The sequence below is a fragment of the Gemmatirosa kalamazoonensis genome (assembly GCF_000522985.1).
Classification (GTDB): Bacteria; Gemmatimonadota; Gemmatimonadetes; order Gemmatimonadales; family Gemmatimonadaceae; genus Gemmatirosa; species Gemmatirosa kalamazoonensis.
On record NZ_CP007128.1, the window covers coordinates 592,903 to 615,223 of the forward strand.

Annotated in this window: 20 protein-coding genes; 11 read left to right on the forward strand and 9 right to left on the reverse strand. The window is 73.8% G+C overall.

Annotated elements, in window-relative coordinates:
- The 3 genes from J421_RS02570 to J421_RS32550 form a co-directional block, all read right to left on the reverse strand.
- Complete coding sequence (locus J421_RS02570; protein ID WP_025409597.1) at window positions 1-330, reverse strand: NAD(P) transhydrogenase subunit alpha part 2; 330 nt, start codon at window positions 328-330, stop codon at window positions 1-3.
- Window positions 327-1,436, reverse strand: a complete 1,110-nt coding sequence (locus J421_RS02575; RefSeq protein ID WP_025409598.1) for a Re/Si-specific NAD(P)(+) transhydrogenase subunit alpha — start codon at window positions 1,434-1,436, stop codon at window positions 327-329. The genes J421_RS02570 and J421_RS02575 overlap by 4 nt, the downstream gene beginning before the upstream one ends.
- A gap of 106 nt (window positions 1,437-1,542) precedes the next feature.
- Window positions 1,543-2,370 (reverse strand): alpha/beta hydrolase, encoded by an 828-nt coding sequence (locus J421_RS32550; RefSeq protein WP_025409599.1) that lies wholly within the window; start codon window positions 2,368-2,370, stop codon window positions 1,543-1,545.
- 54 nt (window positions 2,371-2,424) lie between these two features.
- On the opposite strand from J421_RS32550, the gene J421_RS32555 reads away from it, so the two are divergent.
- Window positions 2,425-2,973, forward strand: a complete 549-nt coding sequence (locus J421_RS32555; RefSeq protein WP_158508638.1) for a hypothetical protein — start codon at window positions 2,425-2,427, stop codon at window positions 2,971-2,973.
- Between the two features lie 93 nt (window positions 2,974-3,066).
- Here J421_RS32555 and J421_RS02585 read toward each other — a convergent pair whose 3' ends face one another.
- Window positions 3,067-3,801 carry a Crp/Fnr family transcriptional regulator gene (locus tag J421_RS02585; protein ID WP_025409601.1) on the reverse strand — a complete coding sequence of 245 codons (735 nt, stop codon included), beginning with the start codon at window positions 3,799-3,801 and terminating at the stop codon, window positions 3,067-3,069.
- Between the two features lie 212 nt (window positions 3,802-4,013).
- Between J421_RS02585 and J421_RS02590 the strand changes: the two genes are divergently transcribed.
- The gene (locus tag J421_RS02590; protein ID WP_025409602.1) at window positions 4,014-5,060 is read left to right on the forward strand and encodes an AAA family ATPase; all 1,047 of its coding nucleotides are present in this window, start codon (window positions 4,014-4,016) and stop codon (window positions 5,058-5,060) included.
- A 46-nt stretch (window positions 5,061-5,106) separates the two neighbouring features.
- Here the strand turns inward: J421_RS02590 and J421_RS02595 are convergent, their stop codons facing one another.
- Window positions 5,107-5,466 carry a four helix bundle protein gene (locus J421_RS02595; protein WP_025409603.1) on the reverse strand — a complete coding sequence of 120 codons (360 nt, stop codon included), beginning with the start codon at window positions 5,464-5,466 and terminating at the stop codon, window positions 5,107-5,109.
- 143 nt (window positions 5,467-5,609) lie between these two features.
- On the opposite strand from J421_RS02595, the gene J421_RS31955 reads away from it, so the two are divergent.
- The 8 genes from J421_RS31955 (at window position 5,610) to J421_RS02635 (ending at window position 16,025) form a co-directional block, all read left to right on the forward strand.
- Window positions 5,610-6,488: a DUF58 domain-containing protein gene (locus J421_RS31955; RefSeq protein WP_025409604.1), complete on the forward strand. Its 879-nt coding sequence runs from the start codon at window positions 5,610-5,612 to the stop codon at window positions 6,486-6,488.
- The gene (locus J421_RS02605; protein WP_025409605.1) at window positions 6,485-7,948 is read left to right on the forward strand and encodes a hypothetical protein; all 1,464 of its coding nucleotides are present in this window, start codon (window positions 6,485-6,487) and stop codon (window positions 7,946-7,948) included. Before J421_RS31955 ends, J421_RS02605 begins: the two co-directional genes overlap by 4 nt.
- Window positions 7,945-10,014: a hypothetical protein gene (locus tag J421_RS02610; RefSeq protein ID WP_025409606.1), complete on the forward strand. Its 2,070-nt coding sequence runs from the start codon at window positions 7,945-7,947 to the stop codon at window positions 10,012-10,014. Before J421_RS02605 ends, J421_RS02610 begins: the two co-directional genes overlap by 4 nt.
- A gap of 32 nt (window positions 10,015-10,046) precedes the next feature.
- A complete protein-coding gene (locus tag J421_RS02615; RefSeq protein ID WP_025409607.1) occupies window positions 10,047-10,670 on the forward strand; it encodes a DUF4159 domain-containing protein in 624 nt (207 codons plus the stop codon).
- Between the two features lie 253 nt (window positions 10,671-10,923).
- Entirely contained in the window at window positions 10,924-12,015 is a 1,092-nt protein-coding gene (locus J421_RS02620; RefSeq protein WP_025409608.1) for a hypothetical protein, read from the forward strand.
- Between the two features lie 203 nt (window positions 12,016-12,218).
- Window positions 12,219-13,862, forward strand: coding sequence for a metallopeptidase TldD-related protein (locus tag J421_RS02625; RefSeq protein WP_025409609.1), 1,644 nt, complete (start codon window positions 12,219-12,221; stop codon window positions 13,860-13,862).
- Window positions 13,862-15,307, forward strand: a complete 1,446-nt coding sequence (locus tag J421_RS02630; RefSeq protein WP_025409610.1) for a TldD/PmbA family protein — start codon at window positions 13,862-13,864, stop codon at window positions 15,305-15,307. Before J421_RS02625 ends, J421_RS02630 begins: the two co-directional genes overlap by 1 nt.
- A gap of 70 nt (window positions 15,308-15,377) precedes the next feature.
- Window positions 15,378-16,025 (forward strand): hypothetical protein, encoded by a 648-nt coding sequence (locus tag J421_RS02635; protein WP_025409611.1) that lies wholly within the window; start codon window positions 15,378-15,380, stop codon window positions 16,023-16,025.
- A 26-nt stretch (window positions 16,026-16,051) separates the two neighbouring features.
- Here J421_RS02635 and J421_RS02640 read toward each other — a convergent pair whose 3' ends face one another.
- Window positions 16,052-17,008 (reverse strand): alpha/beta hydrolase family protein, encoded by a 957-nt coding sequence (locus J421_RS02640; RefSeq protein WP_025409612.1) that lies wholly within the window; start codon window positions 17,006-17,008, stop codon window positions 16,052-16,054.
- Between the two features lie 118 nt (window positions 17,009-17,126).
- Between J421_RS02640 and J421_RS02645 the strand changes: the two genes are divergently transcribed.
- On the forward strand, window positions 17,127-20,228 hold the full coding sequence (locus J421_RS02645; RefSeq protein WP_025409613.1) for an aminotransferase class III-fold pyridoxal phosphate-dependent enzyme: 3,102 nt from the start codon (window positions 17,127-17,129) through the stop codon (window positions 20,226-20,228).
- Window positions 20,229-20,370: 142 nt separating this feature from the next.
- Here J421_RS02645 and J421_RS02650 read toward each other — a convergent pair whose 3' ends face one another.
- Genes J421_RS02650 through J421_RS02660 form a run of 3 tightly spaced genes read right to left on the reverse strand, consistent with a single transcriptional unit; the run spans window position 20,371 to window position 22,279 of the window.
- Complete coding sequence (locus tag J421_RS02650) at window positions 20,371-21,147, reverse strand: cyclase family protein (protein WP_025409614.1); 777 nt, start codon at window positions 21,145-21,147, stop codon at window positions 20,371-20,373.
- A gap of 41 nt (window positions 21,148-21,188) precedes the next feature.
- Complete coding sequence (locus tag J421_RS02655) at window positions 21,189-21,758, reverse strand: thiamine pyrophosphate-dependent enzyme (protein WP_025409615.1); 570 nt, start codon at window positions 21,756-21,758, stop codon at window positions 21,189-21,191.
- A gap of 5 nt (window positions 21,759-21,763) precedes the next feature.
- A complete protein-coding gene (locus J421_RS02660; protein WP_025409616.1) occupies window positions 21,764-22,279 on the reverse strand; it encodes a thiamine pyrophosphate-binding protein in 516 nt (171 codons plus the stop codon).
- Window positions 22,280-22,321 lie beyond the last annotated feature (42 nt).

Below are 22,321 nucleotides of genomic sequence, written 5' to 3' on the forward strand. Positions count from 1 at the left end.
TCAGCTCCGCTGGCCGTCGTTCATCACAACGCTCTTCGCTTCGCTCGAGCTCGGGGTCGGCTTCCTCTGGAACATGCCGAGGATGCGGTCGGTGACGACGAAGCCGGCGACGACGTTGATCATCGCGAACGTCACGGCGACGAAGCCGAGGATCTGCGCGACGCGCGAGTGCGAGCCCGCGGTGAGGATGGCGCCGACGATGGAGATGGCGGAGATGAAGTTCGCCGCCGACATGAGGGGCGTGTGCAGCAGGGGCGGCACGCGCGCGATGACGAGAAAGCCGACGAAGCCGGCGAGCACGAACACGTAGAGCTGCATGATCGCGGTCATGAGCGGCGAACCTCTCCGGCGTGGGTGACGGCCATGGCGCCCGTGATCTCGTCGGCCAGATCGACGGTGAGCGCGCCGTCCTTGGTGACGTGTTGGAGGAACGTGAGGACGTTCTTGCTCAGCATCTGGCTCGCGTGGAACGGCACGCTGGCCGGAATGTTCAACGGTGCGACGATCGTGACGTCGTGCGCGACGACGGTCTCGCCGGGGCGCGTGAGCGTGCAGTTGCCGCCCGACTCCGCGGCGAGATCGACGATGACGGAGCCCGGGCGCATGGAGGCGACCATCTCCTCGGTGATGAGCTTCGGCGCGGGCCGGCCGGGGACCGACGCGGTGGTGATGACGAGGTCCATGTCGCGGATGTGCCTCGCGAGCGCGGCGGCGGTGCGCGCCTGCTCGTCCTGGCTCTGCTCCTTCGCGTAGCCGCCCGCCGTCTCCGCGCCGGCCGCGACCAGCTCCGCGGCGACGAACGACGCGCCGAGGCTCTGCACCTGCTCGCGCGCGGCGGGGCGAATGTCGAACGCGCTCACGACGGCGCCGAGCCGGCGCGCCGTGGCGATGGCCTGCAGCCCCGCGACGCCGGCGCCGATGACGAAGCACTTCGCCGGCGTGATGGAGCCGGCCGCGGTGGTGAGCATCGGCAGGAGGCGCGCGGCCTGCGCGGCGCCGAGCAGCACGGCCTTGTAGCCGGCGATCGTCGCCTGCGACGAGAGGACGTCCATCGACTGCGCGCGCGTGATGCGCGGCACGAGCTCGAGAGCGAACGCGGTGACCCTGCGCGCGGCGAGGTGCTTCAGGAGGTCGGCGCTCTGCGCGGGCTGCATGAGGCAGACGAGCGACGTGCCCTCGTCGAGCAACGCGACCTCGCCGTCGCTCGGGCGCTGCACCTTCGCGACGACCTGCGCGCCGCGCGCGGCGGCGGCCGCGCCGCCGGCGAACGTGGCGCCGGCGGCCTCGTACTGCGCGTCGGGAAAGTACGCGGCGGCGCCCGCGCCGCGCTCCACGACGACCTCGTGCCCCGCGGCGGTGAGCTTCTTCACGCTCTCGGGCACGAGCGCGACACGCCGCTCGCGCGGATCGATCTCCTTCAAAACGCTTATCCGCATCGATTCGGGAGGAAGGGGCTGGCTGGTCGTTGCGCGGGGGAACCTAGGGAGCGGAACGGGAGCACGGAACCGAGGCGGGCGCGACGGGACGCCGAGTCGCCGAGCATCAGTGCTCGTCGATCCACGCCGCGACGAGCGCGTACACGCGCTCCTTCTCGTAGTCGACCGTGATCACGTGACCGGATCCCTCGAGCCACACCACCTCCGCTGGCGCGCCGCCGAGTCGCGCGAGGGCGGAGAGGGCGGCGGCAGGAGCGACGCGGTTGTCGCGGCGCGAGAGCACGACGAGCGTGGGCGCCGCGACCCGCGGCAGCGCCGCGCGCGCCCGGTGGACGACGCGTCCGAGCTGCGAGACGAGCCTCGGGGTGACGACGCCGTAGCCGCGGCTCGCCGCGCGGGCCACCGGCTCGTGGATGGAGCCCTCGCCCCGCGTCCGGAGCCACGGCGCGAGCAGCCCGAGCACGCGGTGGAGCGCGCCGATGACGCGCACCACGGGCGGCGCCGAGAGATACGGCGCGAGGAGGACGAGGGCCGGCGGCGGCGCGTCCGCGGCGAGGACGACGGCGAGCGCGGCGCCCATGGAGAGGCCGACGACCGCGACGCGCGGGCAGCGGGCGCGGAGTGCGTCGTACGCCTCGCGCGCGGCGGTGAGCCAGGCATCGGCGCCGGACGCGGCGAACGCGTCGAGGGTGCGGCCGTGACCCGGGAGCAGCGGGGCCCGCACGGTCCATCCGCGCGCGTGGAGGTGCGCCGCGAGCCCGACGAGCGTGTCGGTGGCGTCGCCGAAGCCGTGGAGGAGGAGGACGGCGCGCCCGGGATCGCCATCGAGGGCGATCGGCTCCGCGCCGACGACGTAGCCCTCGGGGCCGAGTGGGAGACGCTCGGCGACCTCGCGGCGGAGCCGCTGGACGCGGGCGTCGAGGATCGAGGGCACGGACCTCCGGAACGGGACGGGTGACGTGGGCGCGGACGTCGGTATCTTAACCGCATGCCCAGCCCCCTCAGCGTGCGCGTCGCGGCGGTCGGCGCGCTCATGGCGCTCGCCACGGCGTGCGGCGACGTGGCCCCGATGCAGAACGACGACACGTTCGCGCTCGGGACCGCGGCGGCGAAGCAGAAGCCGTGGGTGCCGACCCCGGAAGAGCCGGTGACGGTCACGATGGACGTGCCGGGCACCGTGGCGTACGGCAAGCCGATGCCGATCCGCATCACGCTGCACAACGGCACCACGCGGCCGATCGCGGTCGGGCTCGGCCAAGTGCAGGCGTACGACGTGCTGGTCGCGCAGATCGGGATGCGCCCGGACTCGGGCGGGGTGTGGAGCCCGCCGAGGATGCAGCAGATGTCGCTCGAGGCGACGCTCACCGACCCGCTGCCCGCCGGGCGCGACACGACGTTCCAGGTGACGTGGCCGGGGACGGACGACACGGGCCGCTTCGTGCGACGCGGCCGGTACCGCGTGCGCGCCCGGGTGATGGCGCAGCTGCTGCGCACGAAGCAGCTGTGGACGCCGTGGGTGCCGATCGAAGTGCGTTAGGGCAGGAGGGCAGGAGGGCACGAAGCGAGGGCAGGAGACCTTGTGGCTCTCCTGCCCTCGCTTCGTGCCCTCCTGCCCTCCTGCCCTCGTCCTTCAGATGCGCGCGACGCGGTCGGCCGGGCGCGACTCGTCGACGAGCGGGACGATGGACTCGCTGTCGGACCAGGTGGCGCCGAGGCGGGAGCCGAGGGCGTGGAGGTCGGGAATGGTGTAGGTGGTCCCCTCGCGCTCGACGAGCCCGGCGCCGACGAGCCGGTTGAAGACGAGCGAGACGCTCTCGCGCGTGGCACCGACGAGCTCGCAGAGGAGCCGGTAGTCGGTGGAGCCGAGGCGCAGCGGGCGGCCGTCGGCCAGGCGGGACTGGTCGGCGAGGCGCAGCATCGAGGCGATGAGGCGTTCCTCGACGGACAGCGTCGCGAGCTCGTGGAGCTTGTCGAGCAGCTGCGTCCGCTCGGCCATGATCTGGCCGATGAGCGACTGGGCGTACAGCGGCTGCTCGCGGAGGAACGCGCGGAAGCGGGCGCCGCTCAGGTGCAGCGTCTCGCTCGGCTCCTCGGCGCGGGCATCGGTGGCGTATCGCCCGGCTATCTCGAGCCCCTCGGCACCGAACGTCTCCCCGTCGGTGGCGATGGCGGGCACGAAGCCGCGTCCGGCCTTCACGCGACTGCGGAGCACGATGCGACCCGACAGGACGACGAACACGCCGTCGGCCGGAGCGCCGCGCTGATAGATGCCGAATCCGGCGGGCCAGCTGGCCTTCGCGCCGTAGCTGGCGAGGGCGGCGCGCACGTCGGGCGACAGCCGCTGGATGACGCATCTCTGCTGCACGTCTGCAACTCCCGGTGACTACGATACGACGACTGCGATGCTGACTTCGGACCACGGACTGAGGCAATCTCTAGGCCGTGCACGGACACGCTCGAGACCGCGACCGTGCGGCCGCGACCTTGTGACGGCAACCGGTGGACGGCGAACGGTCGCCGGTACTAGGTCGTAGTCATCAGGTCGCAGTGCACCGGTCGCCGTATTCCAGCAACGACATGGCCAACCCCGCACGACTCGACGCCCGCGCCCCGCGCGGTGCGCCCACGCTCGACGACGCCGGACCGCTCGTGGACGCCGTGCGCGCGCTGCGCGCACAGGTGGCGCGGCGGGTGGTGGGGCAGGACCAGGTGGTGGAGGAATTGCTGCTCGCGATCGTGGCCGGGGGGCACGCGCGGCTGGTCGGCGTGCCGGGGCTCGCGAAGACGCTGCTCGTGAAGAGCCTCGCGGAGGCGATGCACCTCGACTTCCGGCGGATCCAGTTCACGCCGGACCTCGTGCCGAGCGACATCACGGGCACGGAGATCCTGGAGGAGGACCACGCGACGGGCGGGCGTGCGTTCCGCTTCGTGCCGGGTCCGATCTTCGGCAACATCGTGCTCGCCGACGAGATCAACCGCGCGCCGCCGCGCACCCAGGCCGCGCTGCTGGAAGCGATGCAGGAGCACGCGGTCAGCGCGGCCGGCCGCACGATGCGGCTGCCGGAGCCGTTCTTCGTGCTCGCGACGCAGAACCCGATCGAGCAGGAGGGGACGTATCCCCTGCCCGAGGCGCAGCTCGACCGCTTCCTGTTCGACGTGCGGGTGAGCTATCCGGCGGCGGACGAGGAGGTGGCGATCCTGCGCGCGACGACGGGCGCGCCGGCGGGGCCGCTGGACGCGGTGCTCGACGCGACGCAGGCGCTCGCGCTGCAGCGGCTCGCGCGCGAGATCCCGGCGAGCGACGCCGCGCTGCGCTACGCGGCGTCGCTCGTGCGCGCGACGCGCCCCGACGACCCGAACGCGACGGCGCTGGTGAAGCGCGCGGTGCGGTGGGGCGCGGGACCGCGCGCGGGCCAGGCGCTCGTGTTAGGCGCGAAGGCGCACGCGCTGCTCGCCGGGCGCGCCGCGGTGGCGCCCGAGGATCTGCGGCGCGTCGCGGCGCCGGTGCTGCGCCACCGCGTGCTGCCGACGTTCGCCGCCGAAGCGGAGGGGATCGATGCGGACCGGGTGGTGGCGGACCTCCTGGAACGTGTCGCGGCACCGAGCGCCGGTGTCCGCGTCTGAGCGAGCGTGGAGCGTGGAGCGTGGAGCGTGGAGCGCCTTTCCCTGCTCAGCCTCCCAGCTTGCGGCGCATCACGCGGAGCATGCGACTGACCTCGTCGCTCAGGGCCAGGGCGTCGGCGACATCCTCCGGATACAGGTGACCCACCGTGACGGCGGAAATGAGGTGGTTGTCGACCTCCTTCAGCGATGCGTGGGCCGAGGAGAGCTGGGCGAGGAACACCTTCCGGTAGGCGCTGCTGTGGCCCTCGGCGATGTTCGACGACACCGAGCCAGCGGCGCGACGCAGCTGCGATCCCATCTCGTAGCGCTCCTCCGGGGGGAGCTGCCGGTTCAAACGGTAGACCTCACGCAGCAGCTCCTGGCTGCGCTGCCAGACGATCAGGTCGCGGAAGTCGCCGGTCGCCATGTGAGGCCTCCATGTAGCGTGTCGGCGAAGTGTGCGAGGGTGCGTGCCGTCCGCCTAACCATTCCGACGCGCCGACCACCCGGAGAACGCTCCACGCTCCACGCTCCACGCTCCACGCTCGACGTCCCCCGCGGGGGCGCGTGATGCACGACTCGGACACGCGCCTGCTGGACGAGCTGCGCGGCGTGCGGTGGGCCGCACGCAAGCTGGCGGCGGCGACCCTGCCCGGCGCGCACCGCGCACGGCTGCGCAGCCCCGGCGGGGAGCTGAGCGAGTATCGCGCGTACCGACAGGGCGACGATCCGCGACGGCTCGACTGGCGGCTGCTCGCGCGCAGCGACCGCGCATTCATCCGTCTGGCCGACGACCACGCGCTGCTGCCGACGGTGCTCGTGGTGGACGCGAGCGCATCGATGGCGTTCCGCGCGAAGTGGCGCGCCGCACGTGCGCTGTCGTTAGGCCTCGCCGCGGTCGCGCACGCGGCGGGGGATCCCGTGGGCCTCGCGGTCGCGGCGCCGGACGCGCGCGACCGGTGGCTGCCGGCCCGCGCGCGGCGCGGCGTGGTACACGAGGTCGCACGCGCGCTCGACGCGGTGACGCCGGACGGGGATGCGCCGCTCGCTCCGCTCGTGACGCACGCGGCGGCGGTGCGCGGCACGCGGCTCGTGCTCGTGTCCGACTTCCTCGGCGACGAGGCGGCGACGCTGCGCGCGGCGACGACGCACCGCGCGCAGGGCGGCGAGGTGTACGCGCTGCACGTGCTCGACGCGCAGGAGCTCGATCCGCCGCGCGGCGCGGTGCTCGCCGTGGACCCGGAGCGTCCGGACGTGCGCCGCCCGCTCGATGCGGTGTCGCGCGCCGCGTATCTCGCCGCGTTCGCGAAGTGGCGCGCGGAGACGGCGCGCGCGTGGCGCGACGCGGGCGCGACGTACGTGGCGGTGACGACAGACGAGCCGCCGGCGCGCGCGGTGCGCCGCGTGGTGCGCGGCGCCGTCGAGAGCCACGCGGAGGCTCGGGCGTGAGGTTCCTCGCGCCGGGCTGGATCCTGGTGGGCGTCGCGGCGGCGCTGGCGCTCGTCGCGCTGCACCTGCTCGCGCTCGGCCGACCGGCGCCGCTGCTGCTGCCGACCGCGCGGTTCGTGCCGATGCGGTCGGCGCGGGCACGACGACTCGCGCGCCGGCCGCGCGATCTGCTGCTGCTCGCGATGCGCGCGGCGGCGGTGCTGACCGGCGCGCTCGCGCTCGCGCGGCCGACACGCACGCCGGAGCGACGGCCGATCGCGCGCGTGATCGTCGCCGACCGCTCGGGCGCGGTGCGCGACGTGGGCGCGGTGCGTGACTCGGTGCGCGCGGTCGGGTCGACGGGAGACCTCCTGGTCGCGTTCGACACGGCGGCGCGTGCCGCGATCGCGTTAGGCACCACGCCGGCGGCGCGGGACAGCGCGATCGATCGTGCGCTGGCACGCGACTCGGCGTCGTCTGCGCCGGCGGGGTCGCTGTCGGCGGCGCTCGCGGCCGCGCGGCGGGCGGCGCCGAGGCTGCGCGATGGAGCGGACTCGGTGGAGCTCGTGATCGTCGCACCGCTCACGACGCGGGAGGCGGACGCGGCGACGGGTGCGGTGCGCGCGACGTGGGCCGGGCGCGCGCGCGTCATGCGCGTGGCGGCGGCCGAGCCGCCGGCGGCGGGCGCGGTGCGCGTGACGTGGCGGCGCGGCGGTTCGGACGACGCGCTGGCCGCGGCGGCGGGCATGCTCGACGGCACGGTCCCTAGTCCCCAGGGGGGCTCCCCCCCCACGCCCAACATCGCACCCGATGCGCGCGAGCGCCGTACCGATCCGACGCCGGGCGGATCCGCGGAACGCACGACCGCGCTCGTCGTGCGCGACGGCGCGACCGCCGCCGACTCCGCGTGGGCGCGCGCGAACGCCGGCGCGCTCGTGGACTGGCCGGCGGACGGCGTGCCTAACGGCTGGCGACCGCGCGCCCGCGTCGACACGGCGGGCGCCGTCGTCGCGGGCACCGCGGCGTTCGTCGCGCCGATCGCGCGGCGCGCGGCGTGGCCGGGGAGTGACGCGGCCGCGCGCGTGATCGCGCGGTGGGCCGACGGCGAGCCCGCCGCGGTGGAGCGCGCGCTCGGCGACGGCTGCGTGCGCGGGGTCGCCGTGCCGGTGCCGCAGGTCGGCGACGCGGCACTGCGGCCGCCGTTCCGCGCGCTGCTCGCGGCGCTGACGGCGCCGTGCGCGCACCGCGCGACCGGTGCACCGCTCGGCGACGCGACGGTCCGCGCCCTCGCCGGAAGCGGCCGCCTGCTCGCGACGGACGCGCTCGGGCGCGCGCCCACGCCGCCCGATCCGCTCGCACAGTGGCTGCTCGCCGCGGCGATCGCGCTGCTCGTGATCGAGCTGCCGCTGCGGCTCGCGCGGCGGCCCGTCGAGCCGCCTAACGACATCGCGGCCGACGCATCGACGGAGGCGGCGGCGTGAGCACGGGGCGGCCGGGAGACGCGGCGCGGGCGCGGCTGCGCGGCGCGCGGCTCGGCCTGCGCGCGATCGTCGTCGCGCACGCGGTGCTGTGGGGCGCGGCGGCGGCCGCCGTGGTGGCGCTCGCGCGCGCGATGGCGGGCGACGCGCGCGCGGCGTGGTGGGACGTGCTCACGGTGGCGGCGAGCGTCGGGGTGGCGCTGCTGGCGATGCTGCGCGCGGCGCCGCGCGGCGTGTCGACGGAGCGCGCCGCACTGTGGGTGGAGGCGCGCGTGCCGACGCTGCGCTACGCGCTCGTGACGCTTGCCGACGGCGCGCCGGTGCCCGACGCCGCGGCGCGCGCGCTCGACGCCACGGTGCGCGCGGCGCGGTGGAGCGACGCGCTGCGCCGCGCCGCGGTGCGCGCGACGGTGGCGCCGCTCGTGGTGCTCGTCGCCGCGGTCGCGCTCGCGCGCGTGGTGCCGGCGCGCGCGGTGACGGTCCTGGGACGAGGCGGGCCCGCCGCGACGACGGCATCGATCGACCGGCTGCGGCGGGTGCGGGCGACGGTCGTGCCGCCGGCGTACAGCGGGCTGCCGTCGCAGCGGCTCGACGATCCGTCGGCGGTGGAGGCGCTCGTCGGGAGCGCGGTGGTGGTGGAGGGCGACGGACCGGCGGCGGGGCTCCTCGCGTCGGTCGCGGGTGGCGAGGACTCGTCGTCGACGCGCGCGACGCTCGTCGTCGAGTCGCGCGACGAGGGCTGGCGCGTGCGACTCGGCATGCCGGAGCGGCCGGCCGCGCTGCGGCTCGGTGACGGCGCGCGCACGCGATTCGTCGTGCTCGCGCCGCGCGCGGATGCACCGCCGCAGGTCACCCTGTCGCTCCCGGCGCGCGATACCGTGCTGCGCGAGGCCGTGGGCACGCTGCCGCTCGCCGCGCGCGCGGAGGACGACCTCGGGCTCGGCGCGGCGCAGTTCGAGTGGATCGTCAGCTCGGGCGAGGGGGAGAGCTTCAAGTTCCGCAACGGCGTCGTCGGGCGCACGTCGTTAGGCGGGCGCGCGGCGGCGATGCGCGCGTCGCTGTCGCTCGCCGCGCTGGAGCTCAAGCCGGGGGACATCGTGCACCTGCGGGCGGTGGCACGCGACCGACATCCCGACCCGCGGCACCCGTCGGGCGCGTCGGAGACGCGGACGCTGCGGATCGCGCGCGCGGGCGAGTACGACTCGGTCGCCGTCGACGCCGCGCCGCCGATGACGGGCGACACGTCGCAGCTCGGCCAGCGGATGCTGCTGCAGCTCACCGAGGCGCTCGTGAAGCGGCAGCGCGCGCTGCCCCGCCCCACCGTGCTGGCCGAGTCGCGCACGATCGCGCAGGACCAGGCGCGGCTGCGAAAGCGCGTCGGCGACCTCGTGTTCCAGCGGCTCGGCGAGTCGGAGGGCGAGGAGACGCAGGGGGAGAGCGGGAAGCGCGCGAGCATGACGCCGGAGGAGCTGCTCGCGGCGGCGAACGCGGCGACGGGGCAGGATCTCGCGAAGCCGCTCGAGGGTGAGGAGGAGGAGACGCCGGTGCTCGCGGTGAACCGGCCGCTGCTCGAGGCATACAACCACATGTGGGACGCGGGGCGCGCGCTCGAGATCGGGGAGCCGGCGCGCGCGATCCCGCCGATGCGGCGCGCGATCCTCGCGCTGGAGCGGGCGCGCGCCGCGGAGCGCATCTACCTGCGCGGCCGGCCCCCGGCGGCGGTGGTGGATCTCTCGAAGGTGCGGCTGGCCGCGCGGCTGTCGCCCGACACCATGCACCTCGCGGCGCGCACGGCGCGGCCGCCGCTCGACGCGCGGACGCGCGCGCGCCTCACGTCGTTGGGCCGCGCGGTGGCGCTGCTGCCCGGCGACGCGTCGGCCGCGGCGGACACGCTCGCGCTGCTGCGCGTCGACGCGCTCGCCGACGCCCCGACGCTCGCCGCGGCGCTCGGCGAGGCGGCGGAGGCGCTGCGGGCGGGGCGCGACGCGACGGCGGCGCTCGTACGGGCGCGGCGGATCGCGGCGGGAGGAGCGGCCCGCGTGGACTCGTTAGGCGGGTGGGCGTGGTGAGAGCCGTGTCGTCCGCAGATTCCGCAGAGCCGATGAGCCTCGTCGCCGACGAGTTCGTGTTCACGACGGCGCAGTACGAGTCCGGCGACTGGGACTCGGCGCCGCTCGTGCCCGCGAACCTCATCGACTCGGTGGCGCGGTACACCAGCATCCGCGTCGCGCCGCAGGGGGCGATCGTGCCGCTGTCGTCGGACGCGCTGCTCCGGCATCCGCTCGTGTACCTCACGGGGCACCTGCCGGTGCGGTTCAACGACGCGGAGCGCGCGACGCTGCGGCGCTTCCTCGACCGCGGCGGCATGCTGTTCGTCGACGACCACAACCACGACGTCGACGGGATGTTCCACAAGACCGCGACGGAGGAGCTGACCCGCGTCGCCGGACCGCTCGCGGAGCTGCCGAACGACGACCCGCTGTACCGCGCGTTCTTCACGTTCGCCGACGGCCCGCCGACGACGAGCCACGAGCTGAACGGGTGGGGGGACAACCTCGTGCACAAGCACCTGCTGGCGGCGAAGCGCGGCGACCGGATCGCGGTGCTGTACAGCAACAAGGACTACAGCTCGGAGTGGAACTTCCACCCCGAGAACAAGCGCTTCCAGAGCGTGGACACGACGCGCTTCGGCGTGAACATCGTGGTCTACGCGCTCACCCGATGACGCGCCTCCGCGTGGTCCTCGAATGGGCGCTGCGCGCGGCGGCGCTCGCGGCGCTGGGCGTCGTGCTCTGGCGGTGGACGCACCCCGTCCCGCCGACGGCGCCGACACCGGAGGTCGCGGACGCGAGCGTCGACGCGCTGCGGCGATGGACGACGACCGACGTGCCGGCGGCGCACGCGGCGCTCGCCGCGCCGCCCGACGCACGGACGCGCGACTGGCTTCGCGCGTTAGGCGCGGCGGGGATGCGCGTGACGTGGAGCGCGACCCGGGCGCCGGCGCTCGCGGCGAGCGCGTGGGCGGCGGCGGATCCGGCGGGGGGACGCGCGTCGACGTCACGGCGCCGGCGGGATCGGCGGTCGCGATCGGCGACACGCTCGCGGCGGGCGCGGGCGCGCTCGACACGGTGCGCGTGCGCGGCACGGGCGCGTCGCTCGTCACGCCGCTCGGCGGGAGCGCGACGGTCGTGCGCGCGGGCGCCGCACAGGCAACGCTCGCCGCGCCGGCCGCACCGCGCCTCGGCGCGGTGACGGTGCTCGGCCGCGCGGGATGGGAGGCGAAGTTCGTCGCGGCGGCGCTCGAGGAGCGCGGCTGGAGCGTGCGGCTGCGCGTCGCGGTCGCACCGGGGATCGACGTGACGCAGGGCGCGGCCGAAGCGTTCGACACCGCGACGACGGCAGCCGTGGTGGTGCTCGACAGCGGCGCGGTGGACGCGGCGACGGCGGCGCGTGTCGCGCGCTACGTGCGACAGGGCGGCGGCCTGGTGCTCGCCGGCGACGCGGCCGCGGCGTCTTCGCTGCGCACGCTCGCGGCGGGCGACGTGGGCGCGGTGGAAGCGGGCGTGCCGGGCGCGCTCGACGACGGGACACCGGAGCGCGGGCTCGCCCTCTTCCCTGTCGCACCGCACGCCGACGCGGTGCCGCTCGAGCGACGCGGTGCGCACGTCGCGGTCGCGGCGCGCCGCGTGGGCGCCGGGCGCGTGGTGCAGGCCGGATACGTGGAGACGTGGCGGTGGCGCATGGCGGCGGCGGACGACGCGCCGGCGGCGCACCGCGCGTGGTGGGCGCGCGTGGTCGCGGCCGCGGCGTACGCGCCGGTGTCGACGGTGCCTAACGCGACGGACGAAACCCTTGGCGTGGGCGCGGTGTCGAACGCACGGAGCTCCTCGAACGACCCCGCGCCGCTCGCCGACGCGATCGCCGCCCTCGGCTCGCCGAGTGCCGCGCCGTCCACCGCCAGAGGCCGCACGCCGACCGGTCCACGCCCGTCGGACGGCGCCCTCGCGACGCTGGCCGGAGCCGCGCTCCTGGCAGAGGTGGCATCGCGGCGACTGCGCGGCAGGCGCTGATTCGCCGACACTCGACATAGATGTCTCACGCGGAGACGCGGAGAACGCGGAGCTGATGCTCTGTCCGCGTTCTCCGCGTCTCCGCGTGAGACGTCTCCGCACGCGATGCGAACGGTTCGTCCCAGTCCGGTGCGGAACGGCGCGACGCGACGTAGCGTACCGCGCTGCAGCGCCCCCGATCTTTCCCACCTGGCCGAGTGGCAATGACTCACCGACGTGACTTCCTGAAGCAGAGCGGCGCCGCCGTCGGCGCGGCGGTGCTCGGCGGTAGCCCGCTGGAGGCGATCCCGCGCGTGCTCGCCGCGGCGTCCCCCGCGCCCGCAGACCGCGCGCTCGAGACGTTCGCCGACCCCGCGGCGACGCGCGCGATCATGATGGCGGCGCTCGATGCCGCGAAGGCCGCCGGCGCGACGTACGCCGACGTGCGCGTGAGCCGGCAGCGGCAGAACTTCGTGTTCACGCGCGAGCAGCAGATCCAGAACGTCGTCGACACCGACTCGGTCGGTGTCGGCGTGCGCGCGCTCGTCGACGGCACGTGGGGCTTCGCGGCGACGCGGCGCCTGACGACCGACGGCGCGGCGGCCGCGGCGCGCGAGGCGACCGCGATCGCGAAGGCGTCGCGCGTGGCGCGCGACAAGGCGGTGGAGTGGCTGCCGAGCCCCGCATACAAGGACGTGAAGTGGAAGGGCGCGTACGCCACCGATCCGTGGGACGTGCCGCTCGAGCAGAAGGCCGACCTGCTGCTGCAGGCGAACGCCGCGGCGATGAAGGCGGCGAACGTGAAGTTCGTCTTCTCGGGGCTGTTCTTCGTGAAGGACGAGCGCAACTACGCGAACAGCGACGGGTCGGTCATCGGGCAGGACGTCGTGCGCACGTGGCCGCTGATGCAGATCACCGCGGTGGCGCCCGACTTCACCGACTTCCAGAACCGCGGCAACGTCGTGCAGCCGATGGCGCGCGGATGGGAGTACGTGCTGTCGAGTGACCTCGCCGGCAACGCGAAGCGGTGGGGCGAGGAGGCGAGCGAGAAGCTGAAGGCGAAGCCGGTCGACGTGGGGCGCTACGACCTCGTGCTCGATCCGTCGAACATCTGGCTGACGATCCACGAGAGCATCGCGCACCCGACGGAGCTCGACCGCGCGATGGGCTACGAGGCGAACTACGCGGGCACGAGCTTCGTGAGCCCGCCGGAGAAGATGCTCGGCGCGTTCCGGTACGGTCCCGACATGATGCACGTCGTCGGCGACCGCACACAGGAGGGCGGGCTCTCCACCATCGGATGGGACGACGACGGCGTGAAGCCCGAGCCGTTCGACATCATCAAGGGCGGCCTCGTCGTCGACTACCAGACGACGCGCGAGCAGGCGCCGTGGCTGCGCTGGTGGTACGAGAAGAGCGGCAAGCCGGTGCAGTCGCACGGCTGCTCGTACGCGCAGGGGTGGAACAACGTGCAGTTCCAGCGCATGCCCAACGTGAGCCTGCAGCCCGGCACGCGCGACCTCACGCGCGACGATCTCGTGGCGGCGACCGACAACGGGATCCTCATCGTCGGCGACGGCTCGTTCTCGATCGACCAGCAGCGCTACAACGCGCAGTTCGGCGGGCAGACGTTCTACGAGATCAAGGGGGGCAAGGTCGCGGGGATGCTGAAGGACGTGGCCTACCAGATCCGCACCCCGGACTTCTGGCGGTCGATGGACATGTTAGGCGGCCGCCGCTCGTACCAGATGGGCGGGAGCTTCTTCGACGGGAAGGGGCAGCCGGGGCAGGTGAACGCGGTGAGCCACGGCGCGCCGGCGGTGCGCTTCAAGCAGGTCAACGTCATCAACACGGGGAGGAAGGCCTGATGCCGACGCCAGACATCATGCGCCGCTCGCTGCTGAACGCCCCCGTGCGGTCGCTGGCCGAGTCGCTGCGCCGTGCCGCGCCGTTGGGCGAGCTGGCGAAGGACGCGCTGCTGTCGCGCGAGCAGGCGCAGACGATCGTCGAGAAGGCGCTCAAGCTCTCGAAGGCGGACGCGATCGAGGTGAGCGTGAACTCGAACTACCAGGGCAACGTGCGCTTCGCGGCGAACACGATGTCCACCTCGGGCGGCATCGCCGACGCGGGGATCGCGGTGCAGAGCGCGTTCGGCGCGAAGCACGCCGTGGTGACGAGCAACGACCTCTCCGACGAGTCGATCCGCCGCTGCGTGGAGCAGAGCGAGCGTCTCGCGAAGCTCGCCCCCGACGACCCGGAGGCGATGCCCGAGCTGCCGTCACAGCAGTACGACACGGTGGACGCGTTCTTCGACGCGACGGCGAACCTCTCGCCCGAGGACCGCGCGCGCGCCGCGCTCGCCGCGCTGGAGCTCGCGCGCGCCGCGCCGGACCTGCGCGCCGCGGGCTACCTGCAGTCGGGGCTCAACGCGAGCGCGCTCGGCAACAACACGGGGCTGTTCGCGTACCACCGCAACACGAGCAACAACTACACGCTCACCGTGCGCACCACCGACGGCACGGGGTCGGGGTGGGCCGCCGCGGACCACCCGGACTGGGCGCAGATCGACGTGCGCGCGGTGGCGCAGCGCGCGACGGACAAGGCGCGGCTGTCGCGCAACCCGGTGGCGATCGAGCCGGGGCGCTACACGGTGATCCTCGAGCCGCAGGCGGTCGGCGATCTCGTGCAGCTGTTGGGCGGCTACATCGCCGCGCGCAGCGCCGACGAGGGGCGGAGCCCGTTCGTGAAGCAGGGCGCCGGCGGCGGCAACAAGATCGGCGAGAAGATCATGGACGAGCGGGTGACGATCCTCTCCGACCCCCGCGACCCGCAGCTGTTAGGCCAGCCGTGGGACGGCGACGGGCTGCCGATCGGCCGCCAGGTGTGGGTGGACCACGGCGTCCTGAAGCAGCTCTACTACTCGCGCTTCTGGGCGAAGAAGCAGGGCAAGCAGGCGACCGGCGCGCCCACGACGATCAAGATGGAGGGCGGCACGTCGTCGATCGAGGACATGATCAAGGCGACGCCGCGCGGCGTGCTCGTGACGCGGCTCTGGTACCTGCGCGAGGTCGATCCGCGCACGGCGCTCTACACGGGGCTGACGCGCGACGGCACGTTCCTCATCGAGGACGGCAAGATCTCGAAGTCGCTCCGGAACTTCCGGTTCAACGAGAGCCCGCTGTTCATGCTGAACAACCTCGACATGCTCGGCCGCGCGGAGCGGCTCGCGGGCACGGAGGGGGGCGGCGACATCGTGATGCCGGGGATCAAGGTGCACGACTTCAACTTCACGTCGCTGTCCGAGGCCGTGTGAGAACTCCCCGCCGATCGCTCGGCACGTGCCGAGCTTGCGCTGGGGGCCTGCGGGCACAGTTTAGCGCTCCATGTTCGCCGTCCTCCTCGTCCTCGGCGTCGCGCTGCTGGTGTTCGGCGGCGTCGTGCTGCTCCGCCACTCGGACAAGCCGGGCGGGACGATCAAGATGCTCGGCGTCGAGCTCACGTCGGCCGGCGCGGGACTGCCGCTCATCGCGCTCGGCGTGCTCTGCGTCGTGCTCGGCGTGCAGCGCGCGCCGGACGGCTGGCCGCGACGGACGGCGGGCGGCGCGCGTGAGACCACCACCGCCGCGGCCGACACGAGCCTCGGCTGCGTGACAAGCATCTTCACCAACGTCGCGCCCGAGCGGATCGCGAGCATCGAGACGGGCATGCGCGACGTCGAGGTGCTCGGCTCGAACCAACCACTCGACACGCCGTTCGGGCTCGTGCTCACCGAGAACGGCCGGCGCATCGCGGCGCTGCGGCTGCGGCTCTACCGCGCGCCGAACGCGAGCGCGGATCTCTACCGCGTCGAGTCGGCGGTCGACGCGGCGTGCCGGCCGATCGCGCAGATCCGCAACCAGTCGCGCGGCGGCGACCCGACGGCGCTCATCAACTTCGACACGGCGCGCCTTCGGGTCGACGCGCACGACTACGACCTGCGCATCGGCGGCGAGGGGAACGTGGTGGTGGGCTACTTCACGCGCCTGCCCTGATCGGCGACACGCGAGCGGCGACAGGCCTAACGGTCGTCGGCGCTCAGCTCGAGCCAGCGCGCCGCACGCTCCCAGAAGTACTCGCCCGGGCCGGGCTGCAGGAACCCGTAGTGCCCGACCCGCCGCACGCCGAGGTCGGCGGGTGCCACCACCTCGTGCGCCGCCTCGGCACGACTCGGGTAGTAGCCGAGCAGCCGCGCGCCCGCGCGCACCGGGGCGAACGGGTCGTCCAGCGCGGTGACGGCGAGGGTGGCGGCGTGCACGTGGTCGAAGCGCCGGACGAGCTCCGCGAGCCGCGCGCGCGCCGCCGGCGAGTGCAGCACGTCGGGGTGCCGCCGCGCGGCCCAGTCGAGCGCGATGCCTTTCGGCAGGTCGTCTCCCATGCCTAACGCGCGCGCCGGGAAGTAGCCGACGAGCCGCGTGACGCCGGGCATGAGCACGTGCCACGCGAGCCGCATCACCGGTCGCCAGCGGCGCGGGTAGTCGCCCCAGTACGCGGTGTGCGGCGCGAGCAGCACCACGCGTCCGAGCCACGGCGCCCCCGGCGCGCAGCCGAGCAGGAAGCCGCCCACGCTGTGCGCGACGGCGTGCAGCTCCACCCCAGGGTAGCGCCGACGCGCGACGTGCAGCGCCGCGCCGATGTCCGCGCTCCACTCCTCGATGCGGGCGACGAGGCGCCGCAGGGCGCCGACGCGCGACGCGCCCACGCCGCGGTAGTCGAACGTGAGCACCGCGGCGCCGCACGACGCGAGATGGCTCGCGAGATGGCGGTAGGCACGCGCCGGCGCCCCCGCTCCGCCGACGATGACCACGACCGCCGCGGGCTCCTCGACGCCGGCCGGGGTGCACCACGCGCCGGTGAGCGATACGTCGCCCTGGCTCGCGAACGAGACGGCGTGCCATTCGACGTCGCGCGCGCCCGTGGACGCGCTCGGGACGAGCGGGCTGAGACGCGCCGCACCGGAGCTGGGAGTGACACGCACGGGATGTCCCTATCTTGCTGGTGGCCGATCGTATCGCTTCCGCTCGCCGTCCGTCACCGCCTCCGTACGCGAACCTGCGCACCGGCCGATCAATTGCCGTGTGACGCGCCTCACACTCATGCTCGATCACGTCCCTCGCTTCACCACCGACGCCGCCGCGCGCATCGCCCGCGAGCTCTACGACCTCGACGCGACGGCGACGCCGCTGCCGAGCGAGCGCGATCAGAACTTCCTGCTCACGACGCCCGACGGGCCGCGCGCCGTGCTGAAGATCGCGAACGCGCGCGAGGACCGCGCGATGCTCGACGCGCAGCAGCAGGCGCTCGCGCACCTCGCGACGACGGTGGACGTCGTGCCGCGCCCGATCCCGACGCTCGCCGGCGAGGCATTCGCCGACGTCGGCGCGCCGGACGGGCCGCGACATCTCGTGTGGGCGGTGACACACCGGCCGGGGGTGCCGCTGGCGCGTGCACGTCGTCGCTCGCCGGCGCTGCTCGAGGACCTCGGCCGACGCGCAGGGGAGCTGGCGCGCGGGCTCGCGACGTTCGACCACCCGGCGATCCATCGCGACTTCCACTGGGACCTGGCCCGCGCGCGTCACGTAGTGGCGGAGCACCGCGCGCTGCTCGACGATGCGTTAGGCGCCGACGTGGACGCGGTCATGGCGCGGTTCGACGCGGAGACGGCGCCGCTGCTCGCGTCGCTGCGCCGGAGCGCGCTGCACGGAGACCTGAACGATCACAACGTGCTCGTGCTCGACGGCGCCGACCCGTGGACGCGGGGCCAGCGCGTGACGGGGATCGTGGACCTCGGCGACATGGTGCATGGCTGGACGGCGGGCGATCTCGCGATCGCGGCGGCGTACGTGATGACGGAGGCCGACGACCCACTCGCCGCCGCGGCGAGCCTCGTGCGCGGGTGTCACGCGACGTTCCCGCTGGAGGAGCCGGAGATCGACGCGCTGTTCGGCCTCGCGCTCATGCGGCTCGCGGCGAGCGCGTGCCTCGCCGCGCACCAGCGACGGCAGCGTCCGGAGAACGCGTACCTCGACGTGAGCCAGTCGGCGATCCGGCGCGCGCTGCCGCGGCTCGCGCGGATCCCGTTCCGGCTCGCGGCGGCGGTGTTTCGCGACGCGTGCGGGCTGGAACCGGTGCCGAGCAGCGCGCGCGTACGCGCGTGGCTCGCCGCGCACACGGGGCAATTCGCGCCGGTGCTCGGTGTGGATCTGCGTCGCGATCCGTGCGTGGTGCTGGATCTGAGCGTGGGCAGCCCGCTCGTGAGTGGCGATCCCAGGGACAACGCCGAGCCGGCGTTGACGCAGCGCATTGCGGACGTCTCACGCGGAGGCGCGGAGGGCGCGGAGACACCGAACGAGTTGGTGTTCTCCGCGTCCTCCGCGGCTCCGCATGAGGCGATCGCGATCGGGCGGTGGGACGAGCCCCGACTGCTCTACACGGCGCCGTTCTTCGTGACGCCGGACGGCGAGCCGCGCACGATCCACATCGGCCTCGACCTGTTCGCGCCGGCGGGCACGCCGGTGTACGCGCCGCTCGACGGCACGGTGCACGCCTTCGCCGACAACCACGTGGTGCAGGACTACGGGCCGGTGATCGTGCTGCGCCACGCGACCGACGACGGCACGGCGTTCTTCGCGCTCTACGGCCATCTGAGCCGCGCGTCGCTCGACGGGCTCGCGGTCGGCCGGCGCATCGCGCGGGGCGAGCGGTTCGCGTCGCTCGGCACGCCGGAGGAGAACGTCGGCTGGACGCCGCACCTGCACCTGCAGATCATCACCGACCCGCTCGCGTTAGGCACCGACTTCCCCGGCGTCGCGCCGGCGAGCCAGCGCGCGGTGTGGCGCTCCCTGTCGCCCGACCCGAACCTGATCGTCGGCGTGCCGGCGGAGCGCTTCCCGCCGCCCACGCCGGCGAAGCGGGAGACGCTCGCGCAGCGGCGGCGGCGGTTTCCGGCGAACCTGAGCCTCGCCTATCGCGAGCCGCTGCGCATCGTGCGCGGGTGGATGCAGCACGTGTACGACGACGAGGGGCGCCGCTTCCTCGACGCGTACAACAACGTGCCGCACGTGGGACACTGCCATCCGCGCGTCGTGCGCGCCGTGCAGGCGCAGGCGGCGGTGCTGAACACGAACACGCGCTACCTCAGCGACCGCGCGGTGACGTTCGCCGAGCGACTCGCGGCGACGCTCCCGGAGGGCCTCGAGGTCTGCGCGTTCGTCAACTCGGCCAGCGAGGCGAACGAGCTCGCGCTGCGGCTCGCGCGTGCGTACACGGGGCGCCGCGAGACGATCGTGCTCGAGGCGGCGTACCACGGCAACACGACGTCGCTCGTCGACATCAGCCCGTACAAGCACGCGGGCCCCGGCGGCACCGGGACGCCCGACTGGGTGCGCGTCGCGCCGCTGCCCGACGTCTACCGCGGCCCGTACCGGCGCGACGATCCGACCGCCGCGACGAAGTACGCGGGACACGTCGCGCAGATCGCCCGCGAGCTGGTGGACGAGGGACGTGGCGTCGCGGCGTTCATCGCCGAGACGTGTCCGAGCGTCGGCGGGCAGCTCGTGCTGCCGGCCGGCTATCTCGCGGAGGTCTACCGCCACGTGCGCGCCGCCGGCGGCGTGTGCATCGCCGACGAGGTGCAGACGGGCCTCGGCCGCATGGGGACGCACTGCTGGGCGTTCGAGGCGCACGACGTCGTGCCGGACATCGTCGTCATCGGCAAGCCGTTGGGCAACGGCCATCCCGTCGCCGCCGTGGTGACGACGCGCGCGATCGCCGACGCGTTCGACAACGGCATGGAGTACTTCAGCACGTTCGGCGGCAACGACGTGTCGTGCGCGGCGGGGCTCGCGGTGCTCGACGTGCTGCGCGACGAGGGGCTGCAGGCGCACGCGCACGCGGTCGGCGAGCGGCTGCTGGCGGGACTGCGGCCGCTGATCGCGCGCTACCCGATCGTGGGCGACGTGCGCGGCTCGGGGCTGTTCCTCGGCGCGGAGCTGGTGCGCGACCGCGAGACGCTGGAGCCCGCGGGCGAGGAAGCGTCGTTCGTCGCGAACCGGTTCCGCGAGCTCGGCATCCTGTTAGGCACCGACGGGCCGTGGCACAACGTCGTCAAGATCCGGCCGCCGATGCCGTTCGGCTTTTCGGACGCGGATCGGCTCGTGGAGACGTTCGAGCGGATCCTTGGCGAGGACTTCTCCTAGGCGCGCCATCTCACGACGCCACACCAAAGAAGACTCCTTGTGTTCAGTAGCGGATCGACGAATCCAGGAATCGTTCGATCCGCTACCGAACACGAGGGGTCGTGCTCCACGGGAAGTCGTGAGGTGGCGCGCCGCAGCCGGTTCAGCTCTCGACGAGCGCCAGCACCCGCAGTGGGCTCCCGCTCCCGTGCACGATCTTTAGCGGCGCGGCGATGAGGATCGCCCCCGTCGGCGGCAGCTGGTCGAGGTTGCGGAGGCTCGCGAGGCCGAACTTCCCGGCGCCGTGCATCGTCGCGTGGTTCGGGAACGGCGGATCGAACGTGCCCGCGCGGCCGGCGTCGGTGCCGACGGTCTCCACGCCGACGCCGAGCACGTCGCGGTCGCGGGCGAGCAGCTCGGAGGTGCTCTTGTGGAAGCCGGGGCTGTGCGGCCCGTCCTCGTGCACGTTGAGGAACCGCAGCGGCTCCTCACGCGCGCTCCAGCCGGTGCGCAGCAGCACCCACGACTTCGGCGGGATGCGCCCGTGCTCGCGCTCCCACGCCTCCACGTGCTCCGGCATCAGCAGGAAGTCCTCGTCGGCCTCGACCTCGCGCGTCACGTCGATCACGCACGCCGGTCCCACGAACCGCTCGGCGGGGATCGTGTCGCACGCGTTGTGGGGGAGGTCCTTCCCGGTGATCCAGTGGACGGGCGCGTCGAAGTGCGTGCCGGTGTGCTCGCCGAGGTGCAGCACGTTCCAGTACCACCCCGGGCCCCGCTCGTCGAAATGCGAGATGGTCTCCATCGTCACGCCGGGCGACGCGCCGAACTGCGGCGGCAGGCCGATGACCGGCGTCTCGGGGCCTAACGGCTGCGTGAGATCCACGACGCGCACGCGGCCGGATGTCAGGGCGTCGACCAGCTCGATGAGGAGGGGCATGGAAGTGAAGACTCGGGGCTCGTCGTTTCTCGCGCGGAGCATCACACCGCAACGTTCTTCAACCAGCGCTGGAACTCGTACCGGTTCTCCAGCAGCGACAGATCCGTCACGTATCCCGACGGACCGACGGCTTCCACCTTGGCGACGATCGTCGTCAGATCCTTCCGCGCGAGCGCCTCGTCGAACGCGCGCGTGAACTCGTCGATCGTGCGAACCGTCGCCGTGTGCGGCACGCCCGCTGCCGCGGCGACGCCGGCGATGTCGGTGCCCGTGGACGTCGCGGTCGGGAAGCCGCCCACCGACAGCAGGCTCTCGTTGTCGAACACGACGTGCACGAGGTTGCGCGGCCGGTAGCGTGCCAACGTAGTCAGGCCGCCGAGGTTCATGAGGATCGAGCCGTCGCCGTCGAACACGACGACCTGCAGCTCGGGGCGGCCGAGCGCGATGCCGAGGCCGAGCGACGACGCGAGTCCCATCGCGTGCTGCAGGTAGAAGAAGTTGGGCCGGTGCCCGATCGACTGGAGCTCCGCCGCCACCGCGCCCATGATGGTGACGACGACGCGCCCCTCGAGCTGCGGGTACACGGCGCGCATGGCGTCGACGCGCTTCATGGCGCTCACGCCTCCTCCCACATCAGGTCGCGGCAGAGCAGCAGCGCCACGGGGCGGCTGGCCGACTGGGCGAGCGTCTGCGCCTTCGCGATGCGGCTCGCGACGTGATCGGGCGACTCCAGCCGCGCGCGCGGGATGCGCAGCGCGTCGAGCACGTGCTCCGTCACGCCGCCGCCTTCCGTCTGCCACGGGTCGCGCTCGCCGAACTCGCCGCGGTGGCTGATGAGCATCAGGAGTGGGATGCGGTAGAGCTGCGCGCACGACACGATGCCGTTCACCGACGCGAGGAAGCCGTGGTTCTGCATGAGCATCGCCGACCTCACCCCGGCCAGGTGCGCGCCCGCCGAGATCCCGACGCCCTCCTCCTCCTTCGCGAGGCGCACGAGCGTCATCTCCGGGTCGTCCTCGGCCATGCGGATGAGGTGCACGAGCCACGTCTCGGGGAGCGCCGAGACGAGACGCACGCCGACCTGCTTCAGGCAGTCGTAGATCAGCTTCGAGCTGGACGTGGAGACGGGCATGGTTTCGACGAATGGCGACAGTTCTGCGTAATCTGCGTAATC